This window comes from Planctomycetota bacterium, assembly GCA_018242585.1.
Taxonomy (GTDB): Bacteria; Planctomycetota; Planctomycetia; order Pirellulales; family PNKZ01; genus JAFEBQ01.
The window spans coordinates 59,082-76,186 of sequence record JAFEBQ010000019.1; the positions used below are offsets into that span (position 1 = coordinate 59,082).

Genomic DNA, 17,105 nt, shown 5'->3' on the forward strand with positions numbered 1-17,105 from the left:
GTAGGACGGAAAGATTGCTGAACGGAATTCACGCACGAAGTAGCCGGGCACGCCGCACTCGCGCCAGCAGATTCGACGCGACCAGCCGCCGCCAGGTTCCCGAGACCAGCCATGAGGATGTCAAATCGACCAGGGAGCCACGACGGCGGCTGAATAACGAACGACGAAATCTGAATGACGAAGGGGAGTTCGTCCTTACGCTGCAATTGTTTAGGGCGCGGCATTGTGACCAAAACTGACTCGGCGGCATCGTATCTGGGCCGTTGGGTGAACCCGATCGGGGACGCCTGCGTAAGATAATTACGGCCATTCTGGCGCGGCGGGGCGACGTTGCGCGCCGACTTCCGGCGCCTTGGACAATCGATATGGCGCTTCGCACGAAACCATTCTTGATCGTCGTGGGTGTCGCCGCGGTGGCGCTCGGTGCTTTCGCGCGGCAGCCGATCGCCGAGTGGCTCGCGCCGCCGCCGGTGGCGCAACCCGTCGCGGTGCAGTTGCCGCCGGCCACTCCTCCCGCGCCGTCCCCCCAGGAGATCGCCAGTCCGCACCTGGCCTGGGCCGCGACCGAGTCCGAGCGCGCCGTCGATGAACACCTGCTCGCGCTCGATCGGTTCTTTGCCGACGCCCAGCGCAACACGCCCGCCTTTGCCCACGAAGCGCTCGGCTGGGGGAGCAAATGGCGGCTGGTGGCGGACTATGTTCCCTTCACCCGTGGCGGACGTCACGAGGCGTTCATCCGCGGCAAGTTCGAAGCGACCGTCTTCAAGCCGGAGCAAGTCGAGACGGCTGTCCGGCAAGTGGTCGACAGTTACCTGCGTGAATTGAAAAGCATCGAGAGCACGATGCTGGTTCGCATTCGCACCGACGCCGCCGACTTTCCGCTGGCGTATCCGGTCAGCACGTTCGATCGCCAGCGACTCGACGAGATTTATGCGCAAGCGATTGCCCAGGCGATCGGCCACGCGCGGCGCGACGCGGCCAGCGGGGCATCGCTGGAAGTGATGTCGATCATCGTCGGCGAGGTGCTGGCTCAAGTCGCCGTCGAACTGGGCGTCTCGGCCGGCGTGCTGGGGACCGGCGCGGCGCTGTCGTGGGAAACCTTCGGCATCGGGCTGGTCGTGGGCATCATCGTCGACGCCGTGATTAGTTGGGTCTGGGACTGGTACGCCGACCCGCGCGGCGAATTGGCCGCCAAGGTGAACGCCAAGCTCGACGAAGTGCGGCGGCTGATCGTTGACGGCTCGGACCAGGTGCAAGGGCTGCGCAGCCGACTGAAACAACTCGCCGCCGAGCGGGCCGGGGTGCGCGAAGCCGCGGTGTTGAGCCTTTTGCAAACCCAATAAGCAGGGTCAGCCATGAACCTCTTTTCTACCATTCGATCCATCATTGTCGTGACTTGCGTGACGTTGCTGCTGGCCAGCAGTGCGCTGGCCGGCGTCAGTAGCAAAGCCGTCCAGGAAGTGGCCGAGCTCGTCTTTCGTCGCGGCGGCAAGGAAGCGACCGAGATGGGACTGGAAACCATCACCCGCAAGGTCGAGTTGCTGGCCGCGCGCTATGGCGACGAGGGCTTACGGGCGGCGCGGCGCGTCGGCCCGCGGACGTTTCACATTGTCGAACAAGCCGGCGACCAGGGACGGCAAGCGGTTCGGCTGTTGGCGCGCTATGGTGACGACGCGGCCTGGGTGGCGGCCAAGGGGAACCGGTTGGCAATTGCCTCGCGCCTGGGGGACGACGCGGCCGAGGCGATGATCCGTCACGGCGAAGTGGCCGAGCCGCTGTTGAACGCGCTGGGCGAGCCGGCGGCCAAGGCCTTGAAAGAAGTGTCCAGTCAGAACGGCCGCCGGCTGGCCATGCTGGCCGAGGACGGCACGCTCGGCCAGTGGGGACACACCGACCAGTTACTGGGCGTGATCGGCCGCTATGGCGACCGGGCGATGGACTTCATTTGGAAGAACAAGGCGGGGCTGGCCGTCGGCACGGCCCTGGTCGCGTTTCTGGCGAACCCCGAGCCGTTCATCGACGGCACGGTGCAACTCGGTGGCAAAGTAACCGAAAACGTGGCCCAGCCGGTGGCGCACGAAATGGCCAAGAGCACGAACTGGACCACGGTGCTGCCGGCATTTGCCGTGGTGCTAGCCGCGGTCGCGGCGTTCCGCATGTGGCTGCACAAGCCGCGGGCGGCTTAAGGCCAGCCACGGAGAGGAGAAACGATGGTTATTATTGAATGATCAATGTCGAAGTCCCCAGGCCCCAGTAAGTCGCGTTCGACTCTTCCAGATTGGCCATTTGGACTAGCACCCTTTTTCTCGGTGCAAAGCTCGATGTCACGGCGCCTTGGTTAACCGGCGCTAGATCAAGTCGAGCGCGCTGGTGCGCCGTTTCGCTTTCGCACAGTCGGCGCAGATGCCTTGGATGATCAGCCGGTGACCCAGCACGCGGAAGTTGTGCTGGCGGGCCACGGCGTCGCGGATCGCTTTGACTTCGTCGCTGCTGAACTCGATCAGCCGTTCACAGCGCTGGCAGTAAAGATGGTCGTGCTGGGGATAGCCGTAGTCGTGCTCATAGACGCTGCGGCCGCCGAGGGTCATTTGCTTGAGTAAGCCCGCGTCGACCAGCTCGGTCAGCGTGCGATAGACCGTCGGCCGGCTCACCTCGCGCGAGCCGAATTGCTTCTGCAACTGGCTCAACAGCTCGTCGGCGTCGAAGTGCTCGTGCCGCGCGAACACCTGCTCGACCAGCACCTTCCGCTGCTTGGTCACGCGTTTGCCGCGGCTTTGCAGGAATTCTTCGAACCGCTCCAGCGGCGTCGAGGCCACTTGCACGGTGCCGAGGGAAAAATCGTCACTCATACGGATCGATCGAACGAAGCTTGGGGGCGGAAGAGCGAACCTGCCGGCGCGCGATGGCCAGACACTCCATTCTAGCATCGACGGCCCACGCGGACGAGGGAGCGAACCTGCGGAAAACGCCGCAATTCCGCGCGTAACCTGGCCGCCGGACGCTAGTTGTTATCGCGCGGCTTGGGGATTGATTGCACGGTGTTTTCCAGTTCTCGCAAGCGGCGCTCCAGTTCCAGCAGCCGGCGTTCGAGCGCTTCGACGCGGCCATCGTTCGTCGGCGCGAAGCCCGCCCCAGGTGGCGGCGGCGGCGCGCCGGGCATTGCTCCCGCGGTCGGCGGGCCACCCGGCGCTGCGCCTGCGCGCGGTGCGTTCGGCGTGTCAAGCGTGACGCGCTTCTCGCGCAACTCGCCCCCCGCGTAGTAGGCCAGCACGACCTCGGCCCCTGCGCCGGCGTCGGTGATGATTTGCGTGACGTCGCTCGAACTCAACACCGGCTTGCTGTTGATCGACACGATCACCGCTTCGAGCGGGATGCCGGCCTTGTCGGCAACCGAACCTTGCATCACGCCGACAACGACCGCGCCGCCGACCGGCTGGCCCACCGGCGCGGGAACCTTGAACCGCGCTTGCATCTCGGGCGTCAGCGTCGCCAAGCGCAGCCCCAACAGCGGGCGCGGTTCCGTGGCGGGCGGAGTGCCAGGCGCGGACCCCGGCATCGCCACCGGCGGTCGACCGAGCACGACGGTGACATCGACCGACTGGCCGGCGCGCTGGACTTGCAGCTTGATCGGCGTGCCCGGCCCTTGGCCGGTGATGGCGCGGGCAAAGTCGTCCATCGACCGGGTCGGATTGCCGTTGATCGAAGTGACCACGTCCTGGGCCTTCAACCCGCCGCGCTCGGCCGGCCCGCCAGGCATCAGGTCGGTGACGCGAATCCCTTGGCCGTTGTCCTGGCGATCGTCGGCCACCAGACCCAGGAACCCAGTCTCGCCGGCCGCAACCGGCGGCAGCGACGGCGGCGCTCCCGGCGCCCCTGCCGGCGGCACCCCTTGCTTGATTTGCGCTTCGACCTGGTTCAACAGTGTTTGAGCGTGAACCGTCGGCGCCACCAGCAACCCAACGGCCACCACCAACCAGATCGCGCGTGACATGGCGAAATCCTTGCGAAGAAAAGCGGGGCGTCGCAGCAGTTTGATACCCCCAGACCGCGGGCCGACGCCGCCTGGTTCGATTATACTCTGGCCGTCGTGTGGCGTGGAACTGAAATGAACTCTGATCTATCAAGCATCGACGTGCAAGTCGCCTCGGTCGCCGAGCGTGCGGGGGCGTTCGCGCTGCTGCTGTGCGCCGTGCCCGAGGCCGAACGCTTCGCGCAAGTGGCCGCGCTGTTGGCCGAGGTCTCCCGGCAGCCCGACGCTTGCAATGGCTTGCTGGTCGCGCGACAGCGGGGAGCGGTCGTCGGCGCGATCTGGCTGCAACTGCTGGCCGGTGGTGGCGCGAATGTCTGGCCGCCCCGCGCGACCGAAACAGCGCCGGCCGGCACGCTGGGCGCGCTGGTGTCGGCCGCGGTCGAGCGCGCTCGCGCCGCCAAGTGCGCGATCCTTCAGGTCTTGCTGCCGAACGCCGAGCAGCCACTGGCCGCGCTGTTCGCGAGCGCCGGCTTCGCGCACGTGGCCGATCTGATCTACTTGGTCGCGCTGCCGAACGCCGCGGCGAATGCGCCAAGCCAATCGCCAATCAGCTTCGAATCGGTCACCACGGCCGGCGTGACGCGCCTGGAACGTGTCCTCGAGCAGACCTACGCCGGCTCGCTCGATTGTCCGGCCCTCAACGGCCGTCGCACGCCGGCCGAGGTGCTCGACGAGTATCGACATATCGGCGTATTCGATCCCGCTCGCTGGCTGCTGGTGCAACAGGCCGGCCGCGACATCGGCTGCCTGATCTTGAACGCCCACGCCGATCGCACGACGTGGGAGCTGGTCTACATGGGGTTGGTCCCCAGCGCACGGGGACACGGCTTTGGCCAGCTCGTGGTCGGTCAGGCCCGGCAACTGGCCGCCGCGGCCGGCGCGCGGAAAATCTTGTTGGCCGTCGACCGCCAGAACCAACCCGCCGTGGCCATGTACGAAGCGTGCGGGTTTGTCGGCTGGGACGAACGCGCGGCCTGGGTTCGCTTTCTGGATTAGCCCGATTCTCGTCGCGCCCCTGAATCCGTCATTCCCGCCTGCGCGGGAATGACGGGCAAAGGAGCCAGGCGACAGAAAAGTTTTTTGGTCAGTTCGTGGCGCGACGACTTGGCGTCATCGCGCAACTTCAAGCGGTTGCAATAGTTAAAAAATCGCGCCGCGCGGGGCGTGCGTCGCGTCGTCGGTCGCCCGACATTTTTTCCACGTCGCGGGCTCGCCGCGGAAAAATATTTTGCCGATGGTTAGAGGCGAGCCACGCCGGCATTTCTCCGTGATTTCCCGACCGCATTCGCGTGCCAAAAATCGGTCGTCCCGCGGCGGGTGAGAAACCTTTTGACACCGACGCTAGCACACGTACAATCCGTCGCACGGGTGACATTCAACGGCTTGCCGGTGACGTTCGCTCCGAGTGGTGGCCGATGCCGCAGAGACACTCAAATTTGCGGCGTCGGTCGAGTCAGCAATGTTTCTAGTCATCGCCAAGCCAAAACCTGCCTCGGGTGGCCCGACCGGCTTTCGGTCGTGAGGGCAGATCGCCGCAAGAAGTTGCGCATCGCATTCCCGGGTATCACTGCGCGCCGAGGAAGACGTGACCAAGGACGATATGGAGATCGTGTCTGCCTTGCAATTGGCATTGGCGGACAAGGTCGGCAGCGATCGCTACGAACTCTGGTTTGGCGCGCAGACGAAGCTCTCGTTGGCGGGCGACACGCTGGAAGTGCGCGTCGCCACCACGTTCTACCAAGATTGGCTCCGCCGCCATTTCCGCGGCGTCATCGAACAGACCAGCAGCGAAGTGGTGGGCCGCCCGGTCCACGTGATGTTCCGGGTCGATGCCACGCTGGCCGAAGTGCCGCGCACGCCCAAGCCGCGCAGTGCCCCGGGCCCCAAGTTGGCGCCTCGCTCGGGCTCGCGCCGCACGGCCGAGGCGGTCGGGCAAATGACGCTGACTTTTGCCGAGACGTCGCCCGCGACCGATGCGACGGTTGGCGCGGTTGAACAGATCGTCACGGAACAGGTGACGGCGGCAACGCCGGCGGAATCGGTCGAGACTCAAGCCATCACCGACGCGCAAACGATCGCCGACGTCGCCCCGCGCGCCAGCGGCAAGTTGGCCGTCGGCGACCTGGCCCTGTATGCCGGCGAAGGAGAATTGGCCACTCAGGTCAACACAGCGCCTAAGCGCCGCCCGTTGTCGACGCTCGAAGGCTACATGATCGGTGACTCGAACCGGCTGGCACACGCGTCGGCGTGTGGCGCGGCGTTGCGACCCGGCGCGGCCACGCCGTTGTTGCTGCACGGGGCGACCGGAGTCGGCAAGACGCACCTGATCGAAGGGATCGTCAGCCGCACGCGGCGCACGTTTCCGCAATTGCGAACCGTGTCGCTGACCGCCGAGCAGTTCACCAGTTATTTCATGGGGGCCTTGCACGGCAGCGGCCTGCCCAGCTTTCGCATGAAGTATCGTGGCGTCGGCTTGCTGGCCATCGACGACATTCAATTCTTTGCCGGTAAGCGAGCCACGATCGTCGAGCTGCTGCACACGGTCGACGCCTTGCTGCGCGAAGGCAAGCAGGTTGTGCTGTCAGCCGATCGGCCGGCCGATCAGTTGATGGAGTTGGGGCCGGAATTCGTAGCGCGCCTGCAGGGTGGTTTAAGCTGCCCGATCGACGCGCCAGAGTATGAAACCCGCCGCGCCGTCGTGGCGCGACAGGCGGCGCAAATGGAACTGGACGTTCCCTCCGAGGTTTGCGCCTGGTTGGCCGCTCAGATTACGACGCACGCCCGGGCGTTGACCGGCGCGCTGCGGCGGTTAGCGCTCGCGAGTGAAGCGCTGGGAAAAGACATTACCGTCCAACTGGCCGAAGAGACACTCGGCGATCTGCTGACGCAGCCAGTCCGGCAGTTGCGGCTGTCGGACATCGAGGCCGCGACGTGCGACGTGTTCAACCTGGACCCGCGCAGTTTGCAGTCCAGCGAGCGCGGCAAGCGCGTCGATTGCCCCCGCATGCTGGCCATGTGGCTGGCTCGCAAGCACACGCGTTCGGCATTGAGTGAGATAGGCGAGTACTTTGGTCGTCGTAGTCATAGCACGGTGATCTCGGCGAGTAAGAAAATCGATGCGTATCTGAATCAGTCGGCCACGTTCGCGGGTAACCTTAAGTTCGACGAGCTGGTCCGCCGCGTCGAGCAGCGCCTGGGGGCGGGTTGAGCGCTTGGTTCGCTAACTCTCACACGGCGCGCCTTGACCCTTCTCCCCCCGGGAGAAGGTGGCCGAAGGCCGGATGAGGGTCAACGCCGACCGAATGGAATGCGTGACATCAGGCAACGTGGACCCTCATCCGGTTCGCTNNCTCCCCGGGGGAGAAGGGTTTCAAACTCAGTGCGACTTCCTTAGCAAGCCGCGTGGGCGGCCATGATCGTCGGCATCGTCAAGTCGGGCACGTCGGCGGTTGACGTGCGCCGCGCGGCCGCCTGGGCCACCAACCGCTTCAGTTCGCTCCGCGATTGACGCGGCGCGGTGAAGTAGGTCTCGACCCGGTTGTGCCGCTCGGGCTGGGCGGGCATCTCGGCGTTAGCGCCGTTCATGCTCGGCAGGGCGGCCGGGGCGATGTCGGCCGACACCTGGAACTCGGTTTCGGTCGGCTGGGGCTTGCTCGCGGCGTCGACGCGCGACACCCGCAGTTCACGCGGGGCCTCGATGCCGACGCGAACCGAGCGGCCCTTCACTTGCAGGATGGTAATGCGGATGTTGTCGCCAATCTGGATTTGCTGCTGAATCTTTCGGGTCAGGACTAACACGGCTCGCTCCTTGGCAGTGGATGGTGAATCGATCGTTCAATGCCAGTTGTTTAAAGCAGCCGGCGTGCCAAGCCGTGGACGAAAATCGCGGAATGATCGCAACTGCCGAGCGATGTTCAGGTTGCGAAAAATGCGCCGTCCGACGCTAGCGGCGCTAGTGAACAAGTGTTTACAAACCCGTTTGTAAACCAGACAAACCGCAAACTCGCCTGAACCTTTTTGCGACTGGCTGCGTAAAAGAGTGCTGAGCCAGCGCGCTCGCGGACGATGAACTCTCCTAGAGCCCAGGGTCAAACCCCTGGGCTTTTTTGTTGCGCCGTCTTTAAGAACGTGGGGGAGTGGGGGCGTAGCGGGGTGGGGGAGTTTCTTTGTTCAGTGGTTGGCGATTGGAAAGAGCGATAGGAATGTGATGGTGCGGCGATTTGAATCAGGGGGTCTCGACTCCCCCACACCCCAACTCCCCCACGAGATCTACCGCTTCGGTACGTCCGGCGGGCCGCGCTTGGCGATCTCGTCGCGCAGCCGAGCCGCCTGCTCGTATTGTTCGTTGGCCACGGCTTCGGCCAACTGTTCATTGAGCGTGCGGCCCACGTGATAATGATCGCGCAGCGACTGGCGCAGGTCGTTCAACCGGCGAACCATTTCATCTTCATCGGGCGCTTCATCGGGGGCCAGCTCCACCAGCGCCTGCCGCATCCGGTCGACGCCGCGATTGATCTCCTCGATCGCCGCCTCGGGGCCGCTCTCTTGCAGGATGGCCAAGGCGATGGCCTGGGTGCGGTGAAACAGAATGAAGGGGCGGTATTGCTCGTGCGATTGCGTCCAGCCCTCGCTCGGCGAGCAGTTCCGCACGAAATCCATCAGGGCCAGGCTGTGATCGGCGTCGGCCACCGCCCGGCGAAATTCACGCAACGCCAGCCAGCAAAGCCGCCGCTGGTAGAACTGGACGAACTCGCGATCGACCTCGGCGCATTGCTCGTCGTCGAGCGTCAGTGGATCCCCGTCGTGGACGACCAGCCCCAGCAGATAGTCGAAATAGGTCTCGGCGCCGCTGGGTCGCGCGCCGTCGGGGCGGTGCTCGGTTTCGAGCTGCAACACCCCCAGGTCAACGCGCATTTGCAGCACTTGCCGACCGTCGCTGCCACGGATCATCCGCGCGCTAACCTCGCCGGGCTCGTAGGCCCACGAGTTGAGAATCGCGTCGATGTTTTGAGAACGCGCCATGAACGGTTGATCCCGATTCAGCCCCCCGGGGCCGAGCATCAATCAAGTTCGGCGCGCTGGCTGACTACGGAAATTATACCATCGAGTCAATCCGCGTGCTGCCGGCAAACCGCAGAGAGTGCCAAGAAAGCGCCACGTTCAGGATTTAAGTGCGGCGATTTAAGAGCGGCTCTGCCGGGGATTAAGCGCGTCGCGCGCCGCCAGCGCCAGCGCGGCCGCCTGTTGCGGTGTATCGGCCAGCGCCGTCAGATGCCCCATCTTGCGGCCGGGGCGCGCTTCGAGTTTGCCATACAAATGGACTTTGACGTCCGGGAACTTGCAAGCAGCCTCCCAGTCGGGCTCGCCGTTTTGCCACACGTCGCCCAACAAGTTCGCCATCGCCGCCGGTCGCAGCAGCGCGGTGCTCCCCAGCGGCAAGCCGCAAATGGCCCGCAACTGTTGCTCGAACTGGCTGGTCACACAGGCGTCGAACGTCAAATGTCCCGAGTTGTGCGGCCGCGGCGCCAGTTCATTGATCAGCAGCTTGCCATTGCGGGCCAGAAAGAACTCGACGCACAACACACCGACCACGTCGAGCGCTTCGAGCACGGCGCGGGCCATCTGCCGCGCCTCGCGGACCACCGCGTCACTCACCGGCGCGGGCGCAACCGACAAGTCGAGGATGTGATTCCGGTGGTCGTTCTTGATGACGCCGAAGTCGGCCACGTGGCCATGCACATCGCGGGCGGCCACGACCGAAACTTCGCAATCGAAGTCGACCCAGGCTTCGAGGACCGCTTCCTGGCCACCGACGGCGGTCCACGCGGCCTGGGCGTCCTCGGGCCGAGCGATCTTGGCTTGCCCCTTGCCGTCGTAACCCCAGCCGGCGGTCTTCAACACGGCCGGCGTTCCCAGCCGCCCCAGTGCCGCACGCAACTCGTCGAGCGAGCGGACATGTTCAAACGGCGTGACGGCCAGTCCGGTGCGGCTCAAGAATGTCTTCTCGCGCAGCCGATGTTGCGTGGTGTGCAGCACCTGGCCGGATGGGCGCACTGGCGCAAATTGCGCGGCGGCTTCGGCCGTGGCGGCCGGGATGTTCTCGAACTCGAACGTGACCGCGCTCACCCCTTGGGCGAACTTGCGGACGGCGTCCAAGTCGTCGTACGGCGCGTTGATTTCCAGGTCGGCCACCTGCCCGGTCGGCGTGTCGACGTCGGGGGACAACGTGTGGACGCGATAGCCCATCCGCCGGGCCGCAATGGCGAACATCCGGCCAAGCTGTCCGCTGCCCAGCACGCCGACGGCGCTGCCTGGAAGAATGGCGGCTGGGAGAATCGGCTTCAAGGGAGCGTTTCCTTTAGCACTCGCCCCGTTTGCTCTTCGCGATAGCGCTTCAGCTGCGCCCGCAACTCGGACCTGCTGGCCGACAAGATGCTAATGGCCAACAGCGCCGCGTTCACCGCGCCCGCCTTGCCGATGGCCAACGTCGCCACCGGCACGCCGGCGGGCATCTGCACGATCGACAACAGCGAATCAAGCCCTTGCAGCGCGTGGCTTTGCACCGGTACGCCCAAGACGGGCAAGCAGGTTTCGGCCGCGGTCATGCCCGGCAGGTGCGCCGCGCCGCCGGCGCCGGCGATAATCACCTGCAAGCCGCGCTGCTCGGCCGTGCCGGCATATTCGGCCAGCCAGCGGGGCGTGCGATGGGCCGAGACGACGCGGCATTCGTGCGGCACGTTGAACTCGGTCAACGTGTCGGCGGCGTGGCGCATGGTCTCCCAGTCGCTTTTGCTTCCCATGATGATGCCCACCAGCGGCTCAACGGTCGTTGTCATCGGCGGTGAACTCACGCTCGGGAAGCGCCCGGTTAAAACGAATGCACAGCGAATAGCGGCCAATTCGCCGCAAAAGGGCCAAGCTACCATCGACGTTGCCGGGCGTCTAGCGGCGCGATGACGGCGACGTATATGCCACGCCCGATTTGTCTTTAACGGTACCGAATCGCATAATTGAGCAAACGCGCTGTCCACACGAGCGCACGCCCTTCCGGCCCACGCACCAGGAGCCTATCAACCATGGACGACGCCACTCGCGAGCGCCAACGCGCCGAGGCCGAGGAAATGCTCGGCGACCGGCTGGAGAAGGCGGAATTCGCCAAAGGGCTGTTCTTCGGCGCTTACCTGCAGGACCGACTGCCCGAGTATCCGCGGTTTGCCCATCACGCTGGACTCGACGCGCGGATTGCCGAACTGCGGCAGTTCTGTCGCGAGCAGATCGACCCGGTCAAAATCGATCGCGAGGCGATCATTCCCGACTCGGTCGTCCACGGGTTGGGGAAGCTCGGCGTACTGGGGGCCTGCTTGCCGAAGCGCTGCGGCGGGCTGGAACTGAAGCAGGCCGAGTATTGCCGGCTGCTGGAAGTGCTGGGCGGCCACTGCGCGAGCACGGCGCTGTTTGTCAACGCGCACCATTCGATCGGCCCGCGCTCGCTGGTTTTGTTCGGCACCCCAGCGCAACAAAATCGCTGGCTGCCGAAGCTGGCCAGCGGCGAGTGGATCAGCGCCTTCGCGCTGACCGAACCGAACGCCGGTAGCGATGCCGCCAACGTGCAAACCGTGGCCACGCCGACCGAGGACGGCAGCGCCTACCTCATCAACGGCCAGAAGCGCTGGATCACCAACGGCGGAATCGCCCAAGTGTTGACCGTCATGGCCCGTACGCCGATGCCAGGCAAGAAGGAATCGAAGATCACGGCCTTCATCGTCACGCCCGACATGCCCGGCTTCGAGATCGTCGAGAAGCGAATGGACAAGTGCGGCGTGCGGGGCAGCGCCACGGCGCGACTGGCGTTTCACGACATGCGCGTGCCGCGCGAGAACATCCTGGGCTCGCTCGGTCGCGGGCTGAAGGTGGCGCTGACGGTGTTGGACTTTGGCCGGACCACGTTCGGGGCCAGTTGCACGGGCGCGGCCAAGTATTGCCTGGAGCGGGCCAGCGAACATTGCCGCACGCGCGTCCAATTCGGCCAGCCGATCGGCAACTTCGAGATGGTCAAGGAGAAGCTGGCCTACATGCAGGCCGGCATCTTCGCCATGGAGGCCGCCACTTACCAGACGGCCGCCCTGATCGACGCCGACACGGCCGAGTACATGGTCGAGACGGCCATGTTGAAAGTCTTTGCCACCGAGGTGCTGTGGCGGATCATCAACGACACGTTCCAGTTGTTCGGCGGCAAGGCCTACTTCACCGACGAGCCGTTCGAGCGGATGATGCGCGACGCGCGGATCAACACCATTGGCGAAGGGGCCAACGACGTGCTCCGCAGCTTTGTGGCGCTGGTCGGCATGCGCGACGTCGGGCTTGAATTGCAGGGAGTGCTGAACGCGGTGTTCAACCCGTTGGGGAACCTGGGGCGGATCGGCCGGTTCGCCTCGCGCAAGGTCGGATCATTGCTGTCGTCGCCGACGATTCCAGTTCGGGCGATGGAACTGCACGACGACGCGGCGCGGGTGGCCCGCTCGCTGGGCCGGCTGGGCTCCGAGGTCGAAGCCCTGTTGCGCCACTACCAGGAAGACATCCTCGAACGCGAGTACCAGTTGGGCCGAGTGGCCGACGCGGCGACCGAGATCTATGTCTGCTGTGCGGTCCTGAACCGGCTGGACGCGATGTTGGCCGACGCCCATCTGGTCGATGGCGAACGCCAGCGAGCCTTGACGACCGGGCGGTATTACCTGGCCCTGGCCCAACGACGGATTCGCACGTCGCTCGACGCCCTGTGGGACAACGACGACCAGGCCACCACCCGGGTCGCCAACCAGGTGCTGTAGGGACGCAGGGCATTTTGTAGGGTGCACTCCGTGCACCTTATTTCGGTAATGCAATCGGTAAGGGTCTCGGTCGTTTGGCGTTTCCCACGCCTGAAACCATCGTCATCGGCCGCGCGAAGCTAAGGTGCACGGAGTGCACCCTACAAGAGACCTCAGGGCCGAAAGTCGTTCTGGCGACTCTGGTTGGCGATCGGTGGCGGAAATAGAATGGAGATACCACCGTCGGAATCCGTTCCTGGCCTCAGCTTTCCCTTTGCCGCCAGACACCCCACAGCACGGGCGGTCGACATGCCGGTTGATCACGTTTGTCCGCATTGCCAGAACCGGCTCGCGGTGCCGCGCCGCAAGGTCGACGTCGAGTTTCCCTGTCCGCGCTGTGGCGGCGCGAACTTCATCGACAAGGCCGACTACGCCGCGCGCAAGGCACAGGCCAAAGCCGCCCGCAACTCAAACCGGCAACCCGCCGCAGGAGCCGGCGCCGCAGTCGGCTACGATGACATCGGCGCCATGCTCGGCGCCCAGGGCGACGCCGGCGCCGACTGGCAACAGCCAGCCTATCAGTACGGCGGCTATCCGGCGTATCCGAGTGGCGCAGCGGCCTGGTCCGCTGGGCAAACCAGCGCGCCGAGAGAGCGGGTTAACCTCGAGGAACTGCAGGACTTGATCCTGGTTCCCAAGCAGATGGTGTTGATGCAGGTGATGTTGTTCGTGCTGCTGGGACCGATCGCGTTTGGCTTGGGCTATTGGGCGGCCAGTTCCTCGGCGACCGTGGCCGAGGTGGCCAAGCAACAGGCGGCCAGCTCGCAGGCGCAATCGGTATCGCTGCAAGGCGAGATCAAGGTGCCATTCGGCTCCCAGCCGCTGGACGCCGGCGCGGTGATCGTCGCCTTGCCGGTCGAGGCCAAAGTGACGTCGAAGCTCAGCGCGCGAGGCTTGCGTCCGCGCGACCCGATCGACGCCTTCGCCGCTAGCCAGGAGAAGTCGATCCAGGCGCTCGGCGGCGACGTGGTCCGAGCCGATCAGAAAGGGGAGTTTCATCTGATCGTCAAGCGGCCGGGGAGCTACAAGCTGCTGATCATCTCGCACAACGGGCTGCGCCCCGCCGGCGAGCGCCCCTCGGACATCGACACCAAGGAAATGAGCGTCTACTTCGACAACGTGGCCGATCTGTTGGGGGCCAATCAGTACGAGTGGCGCGGCATCGACTTCCAGGAACCGATGTCGGCGATGAGCGTGCGTTTCAAGTAGTGCGCGACTCGCGTTGATCGTTCCTCAGCAATCGTTGATCGTTTCCCGCATGAAGTCCCTCTATTTCGATCACAACGCCACGACGCCAATTGCTCCCGAGGTGGTCGACGCCCTGGCCGAGTGCCATGCCGCGCGGTTCGCCAACCCGGCCAGCGCTCACCGGGCCGGGGGGCGCGCGCGACGCGCCCTGGACGACGCCCGGGAAAACATCGGCCGCTTGCTCGGCGCCCAGGTCCACTCGGCCGCCACCGATCGGGTGATCTTCACCAGCGGCGGCACCGAAGCCAACAATCTGGCACTGCTCGGCCTAGTGAAAGAAACGCCCGGGCACGTGATCATCTCGGCCATCGAGCACCCGTCGGTCGTTGGCACGGCCGAGGAGTTGGCTCGTCGTGGCTGGCAAGTCGACAAACTCCCCGTCTCGGTCGATGGCGTCGTCGCGGTCGAAGTACTGCCAAAGCTGCTGCGCCCCGACACGCAACTGGTCAGCGTCATGCTCGGCAACAATGAAACTGGAGTGCTGCAGCCGGTGGCCGAGCTGGCGAAACTCTGCGCCGCGGCGGGAGTTTCCTTGCACACCGACGCGGTGCAGGCGGCGGGCAAGTCGCACGTCGATTTCCGCGCGCTGGGGGTGTCGGCCATGACCGTGTCGGCCCACAAGCTGGGCGGCCCGGTCGGCGTCGGCGCGCTCATCGTGCGCCACGGCACGGCCATCCGCCCGATAATGCACGGCGGCGCGCAACAACTCGAAACGCGTCCTGGCACCGAATCGGTGGCGCTGGCTGTCGGCTTGCGCGCGGCACTGGAAGTTTGGGACTGCGATCGTGATGAAATCGTCGCCAAGCTCAGCGCGCTGCGCGACCGGTTTGAAGCGCAACTTCGCGCCGGCGCGCCCGAGATCGTGATCCACGGCGCGAACTCACCGCGGTTGCCCCACACGTCGAACGTGGCGTTCCCCGGGGTCGAGCGCGAAGCGCTGACCATGGCGCTCGACCTGGCCGGCGTCGAGTGTTCGACCGGTTCGGCGTGTGCTAGCGGGTCGACCGAGCCGTCGCCAACGCTGGTCGCGATGGGGGTTCCCGCGAGTCAATTGCACAGCGCGCTGAGGTTCAGTTTTGGCCGGCTGACGACCACGGCCGAGATCGACGAAGGCGCGTCGCGCATCCTGCGAGTTTACAACGACTTGCGGAGCCGAAAATCAGCGGGGAATTTGGCCCCGGATGGTCGCTATTCCGCGGCCAAACCGGTATAATCCCGGTTTCTTTGTAGCCGCCTTCGGGCTGCACTTATGGCAGGGTTTGCCAGCTGGCGACGGGCGCCCCAATCGCGGCGCGAACGAGTCGATCTGCGTGGCAACCGCCGACCGGTTTTTCGAGCGGCCGCGGCAGCGAACCGACGTGTTTGCACCGCTGGCCGGGGATCAAGCATCGCCAGCGGCATGCCACCGCACAGGGTACACCAGAAGCGTGGAAACGATCGTCAGCATTCCGTTGTCGGGCAACGTCGTCGACGACGCAGTCCGCTCGTCGGCAGGGCGCGCTGCGGGAGTGCGTCGACCGGCTTGCTCGTTGCCCGAGTTCCTAGCCGGCCCCGAGAACCAACTGGCCGGCGCGCTGATGACCTCGCTGATCAACTGCCCAGCAGCGCTCCCTAGCTCGGGGGCGTTCAATAGCCCGGCCGCCGTGGTGCGCGAGTTGAACATCGATATTCAGCGCGCCGAAGCGGCTGGCAGCGCCGCGCCCCACTTCAATATTGCCAGAAATAATCTCGCCAAAAGCAATGGAACGGCTGAGACCAACGGCGCGGCTGAACCCTCCGCCGAGCCCGTCTCGACACGGTCGCTGGTCGTGCTGTACGGCCCGCCTGGCACCGGCAAGTCGCATCTAGCGTTCGGCCTGGCCGAAGCGTGGCGCACATCGTCGGCCGGGTCAAGGCAGGTCGTTTATCTGCAAGCCAACGATTTCTGGCGGCAACTAAACGAAGCGTTTGAATCGCGGACGGTCGACTTGTGGCGCAACCAGTTGCGCTCAGCCGATTTGTTCGTCCTCGAAGATCTCGGCCAACTGGCCAGTCGCGCCACGGCCCAGGTCGAACTGCTGCATACGCTCGACGCCCTAGAAGCCCGCGGCGCGCTGGTCGTGCTCACCTCGCGCGTCGCCCCGGCGGCGATTGCGTCGCTATTGCCCGGGTTGCAAAGTCGGCTGGCGTCGGCACTTTCGCTGGAATTGAACCCCCCCAGCCCGCCGACCCGCCGCGAGTTGATCCGCCGGCTGGCGCAACTGCGCGGCACGTCCATTCAAGAATCGGCCGTGCGCGTGCTGACCGAGGGGATCGCCGGCACGGCGCCCGAGCTGTTCGGGGCGCTGTTGTACCTGGAAAGCCAGGCCAATCTCGAGCGCCGGCCGATCAACGCGGCGCTGACCCAGCAGTATGTTTCGGGGCGCACCGCGACCGGGACGCCGACGTTGCGCGTGATCGCCCTGCACACGGCCCGGCACTTTAGCCTGAAGGTCAGCGAGCTGAAAAGCCCGTCGCGCAAGCGCGGCGTGGTGGCCGCGCGTGATACGGCCATGTACCTGGCCCGGCAATTGACGGGCAAAAGCCTGGAACAAATCGGCGCTTACTTCGGCGGCCGCGATCACACCACGGTGCTGCACGGCTGTCGCAAGATCGAAACACAGCTCGAGACCGATCCGGCCATCCGCCACAACGTAACCGAGCTGCGCCAGCACATGGCAGGTGGCGCATGAGACGTTCACCCGCCATTTGGCCAGTCGCGAATCAACATCAACACACCATGCGAGGTGGAGAAGCTGTTGGCCTGGCGTTCGTGCGCTGTGCCTTGGGCGCGAGAAGTGTTGATTCGCGTTTGGTGAATCGACACACGACGACAATCCAACGACAACAGCGCGACACCGCGTCGACTGGTTATCCCCGCGCGGCGGGCCGCTTAACACTGTTTGCGGCGCGACAACTTAGCGTCTCTCGCCCCGCGTGAA

At 65.2% G+C, this 17,105-nt stretch carries 14 protein-coding genes; 8 read left to right on the plus strand and 6 right to left on the minus strand.

Going from position 1 to position 17,105, the window contains the following annotated elements:
• Positions 1-365 precede the first annotated feature (365 nt).
• Positions 366-1,343: a hypothetical protein gene (locus JSS27_10045; GenBank protein MBS0209285.1), complete on the plus strand. Its 978-nt coding sequence runs from the start codon at positions 366-368 to the stop codon at positions 1,341-1,343.
• 12 nt (positions 1,344-1,355) lie between these two features.
• On the plus strand, positions 1,356-2,186 hold the full coding sequence (locus JSS27_10050; GenBank protein MBS0209286.1) for a hypothetical protein: 831 nt from the start codon (positions 1,356-1,358) through the stop codon (positions 2,184-2,186).
• Positions 2,187-2,348: 162 nt separating this feature from the next.
• Here the strand turns inward: JSS27_10050 and JSS27_10055 are convergent, their stop codons facing one another.
• Positions 2,349-2,849 (minus strand): transcriptional repressor, encoded by a 501-nt coding sequence (locus JSS27_10055; protein MBS0209287.1) that lies wholly within the window; start codon positions 2,847-2,849, stop codon positions 2,349-2,351.
• A 152-nt stretch (positions 2,850-3,001) separates the two neighbouring features.
• The gene (locus JSS27_10060; GenBank protein ID MBS0209288.1) at positions 3,002-3,991 is read right to left on the minus strand and encodes a PDZ domain-containing protein; all 990 of its coding nucleotides are present in this window, start codon (positions 3,989-3,991) and stop codon (positions 3,002-3,004) included.
• A gap of 114 nt (positions 3,992-4,105) precedes the next feature.
• Between JSS27_10060 and JSS27_10065 the strand changes: the two genes are divergently transcribed.
• Positions 4,106-5,026: a GNAT family N-acetyltransferase gene (locus JSS27_10065; protein MBS0209289.1), complete on the plus strand. Its 921-nt coding sequence runs from the start codon at positions 4,106-4,108 to the stop codon at positions 5,024-5,026.
• 589 nt (positions 5,027-5,615) lie between these two features.
• Positions 5,616-7,238: a hypothetical protein gene (locus tag JSS27_10070; GenBank protein MBS0209290.1), complete on the plus strand. Its 1,623-nt coding sequence runs from the start codon at positions 5,616-5,618 to the stop codon at positions 7,236-7,238.
• A gap of 182 nt (positions 7,239-7,420) precedes the next feature.
• Here the strand turns inward: JSS27_10070 and JSS27_10075 are convergent, their stop codons facing one another.
• From JSS27_10075 to purE, 4 genes are all read right to left on the minus strand, one after another.
• Positions 7,421-7,828, minus strand: coding sequence for a carbon storage regulator (locus tag JSS27_10075; protein ID MBS0209291.1), 408 nt, complete (start codon positions 7,826-7,828; stop codon positions 7,421-7,423).
• Between the two features lie 471 nt (positions 7,829-8,299).
• Complete coding sequence (locus tag JSS27_10080) at positions 8,300-9,052, minus strand: UvrB/UvrC motif-containing protein (GenBank protein MBS0209292.1); 753 nt, start codon at positions 9,050-9,052, stop codon at positions 8,300-8,302.
• A gap of 159 nt (positions 9,053-9,211) precedes the next feature.
• Positions 9,212-10,366 carry a 5-(carboxyamino)imidazole ribonucleotide synthase gene (locus JSS27_10085; protein ID MBS0209293.1) on the minus strand — a complete coding sequence of 385 codons (1,155 nt, stop codon included), beginning with the start codon at positions 10,364-10,366 and terminating at the stop codon, positions 9,212-9,214.
• A gap of 5 nt (positions 10,367-10,371) precedes the next feature.
• A complete protein-coding gene (purE, locus tag JSS27_10090; protein ID MBS0209294.1) occupies positions 10,372-10,866 on the minus strand; it encodes a 5-(carboxyamino)imidazole ribonucleotide mutase in 495 nt (164 codons plus the stop codon).
• A gap of 240 nt (positions 10,867-11,106) precedes the next feature.
• On the opposite strand from purE, the gene JSS27_10095 reads away from it, so the two are divergent.
• The 4 genes from JSS27_10095 to JSS27_10110 all read left to right on the plus strand — a co-directional run bounded on the left by JSS27_10095 (position 11,107) and on the right by JSS27_10110 (position 16,856).
• A complete protein-coding gene (locus JSS27_10095; protein ID MBS0209295.1) occupies positions 11,107-12,858 on the plus strand; it encodes an acyl-CoA dehydrogenase family protein in 1,752 nt (583 codons plus the stop codon).
• A gap of 288 nt (positions 12,859-13,146) precedes the next feature.
• On the plus strand, positions 13,147-14,106 hold the full coding sequence (locus JSS27_10100) for a hypothetical protein (GenBank protein MBS0209296.1): 960 nt from the start codon (positions 13,147-13,149) through the stop codon (positions 14,104-14,106).
• A 49-nt stretch (positions 14,107-14,155) separates the two neighbouring features.
• Positions 14,156-15,358, plus strand: a complete 1,203-nt coding sequence (locus JSS27_10105) for a cysteine desulfurase (protein MBS0209297.1) — start codon at positions 14,156-14,158, stop codon at positions 15,356-15,358.
• Between the two features lie 214 nt (positions 15,359-15,572).
• On the plus strand, positions 15,573-16,856 hold the full coding sequence (locus JSS27_10110; GenBank protein ID MBS0209298.1) for an ATP-binding protein: 1,284 nt from the start codon (positions 15,573-15,575) through the stop codon (positions 16,854-16,856).
• Positions 16,857-17,105: the final 249 nt, after the last annotated feature.

What these genes read in the sequence shown, in the direction of transcription:
- JSS27_10100 (MBS0209296.1), top strand. Translation starts at nt 13,147, where the DNA reads ATGCCGGTTGATCACGTTTGTCCGCATTGCCAGAACCGGCTCGCGGTG.
- purE (MBS0209294.1), bottom strand. Translation starts at nt 10,866, where the DNA reads ATGACAACGACCGTTGAGCCGCTGGTGGGCATCATCATGGGAAGCAAA.
- JSS27_10060 (MBS0209288.1), bottom strand. Translation starts at nt 3,991, where the DNA reads ATGTCACGCGCGATCTGGTTGGTGGTGGCCGTTGGGTTGCTGGTGGCG.
- JSS27_10105 (MBS0209297.1), top strand. Translation starts at nt 14,156, where the DNA reads ATGAAGTCCCTCTATTTCGATCACAACGCCACGACGCCAATTGCTCCC.
- JSS27_10080 (MBS0209292.1), bottom strand. Translation starts at nt 9,052, where the DNA reads ATGGCGCGTTCTCAAAACATCGACGCGATTCTCAACTCGTGGGCCTAC.
- JSS27_10055 (MBS0209287.1), bottom strand. Translation starts at nt 2,849, where the DNA reads ATGAGTGACGATTTTTCCCTCGGCACCGTGCAAGTGGCCTCGACGCCG.
- JSS27_10050 (MBS0209286.1), top strand. Translation starts at nt 1,356, where the DNA reads ATGAACCTCTTTTCTACCATTCGATCCATCATTGTCGTGACTTGCGTG.
- JSS27_10095 (MBS0209295.1), top strand. Translation starts at nt 11,107, where the DNA reads ATGGACGACGCCACTCGCGAGCGCCAACGCGCCGAGGCCGAGGAAATG.
- JSS27_10065 (MBS0209289.1), top strand. Translation starts at nt 4,106, where the DNA reads ATGAACTCTGATCTATCAAGCATCGACGTGCAAGTCGCCTCGGTCGCC.
- JSS27_10045 (MBS0209285.1), top strand. Translation starts at nt 366, where the DNA reads ATGGCGCTTCGCACGAAACCATTCTTGATCGTCGTGGGTGTCGCCGCG.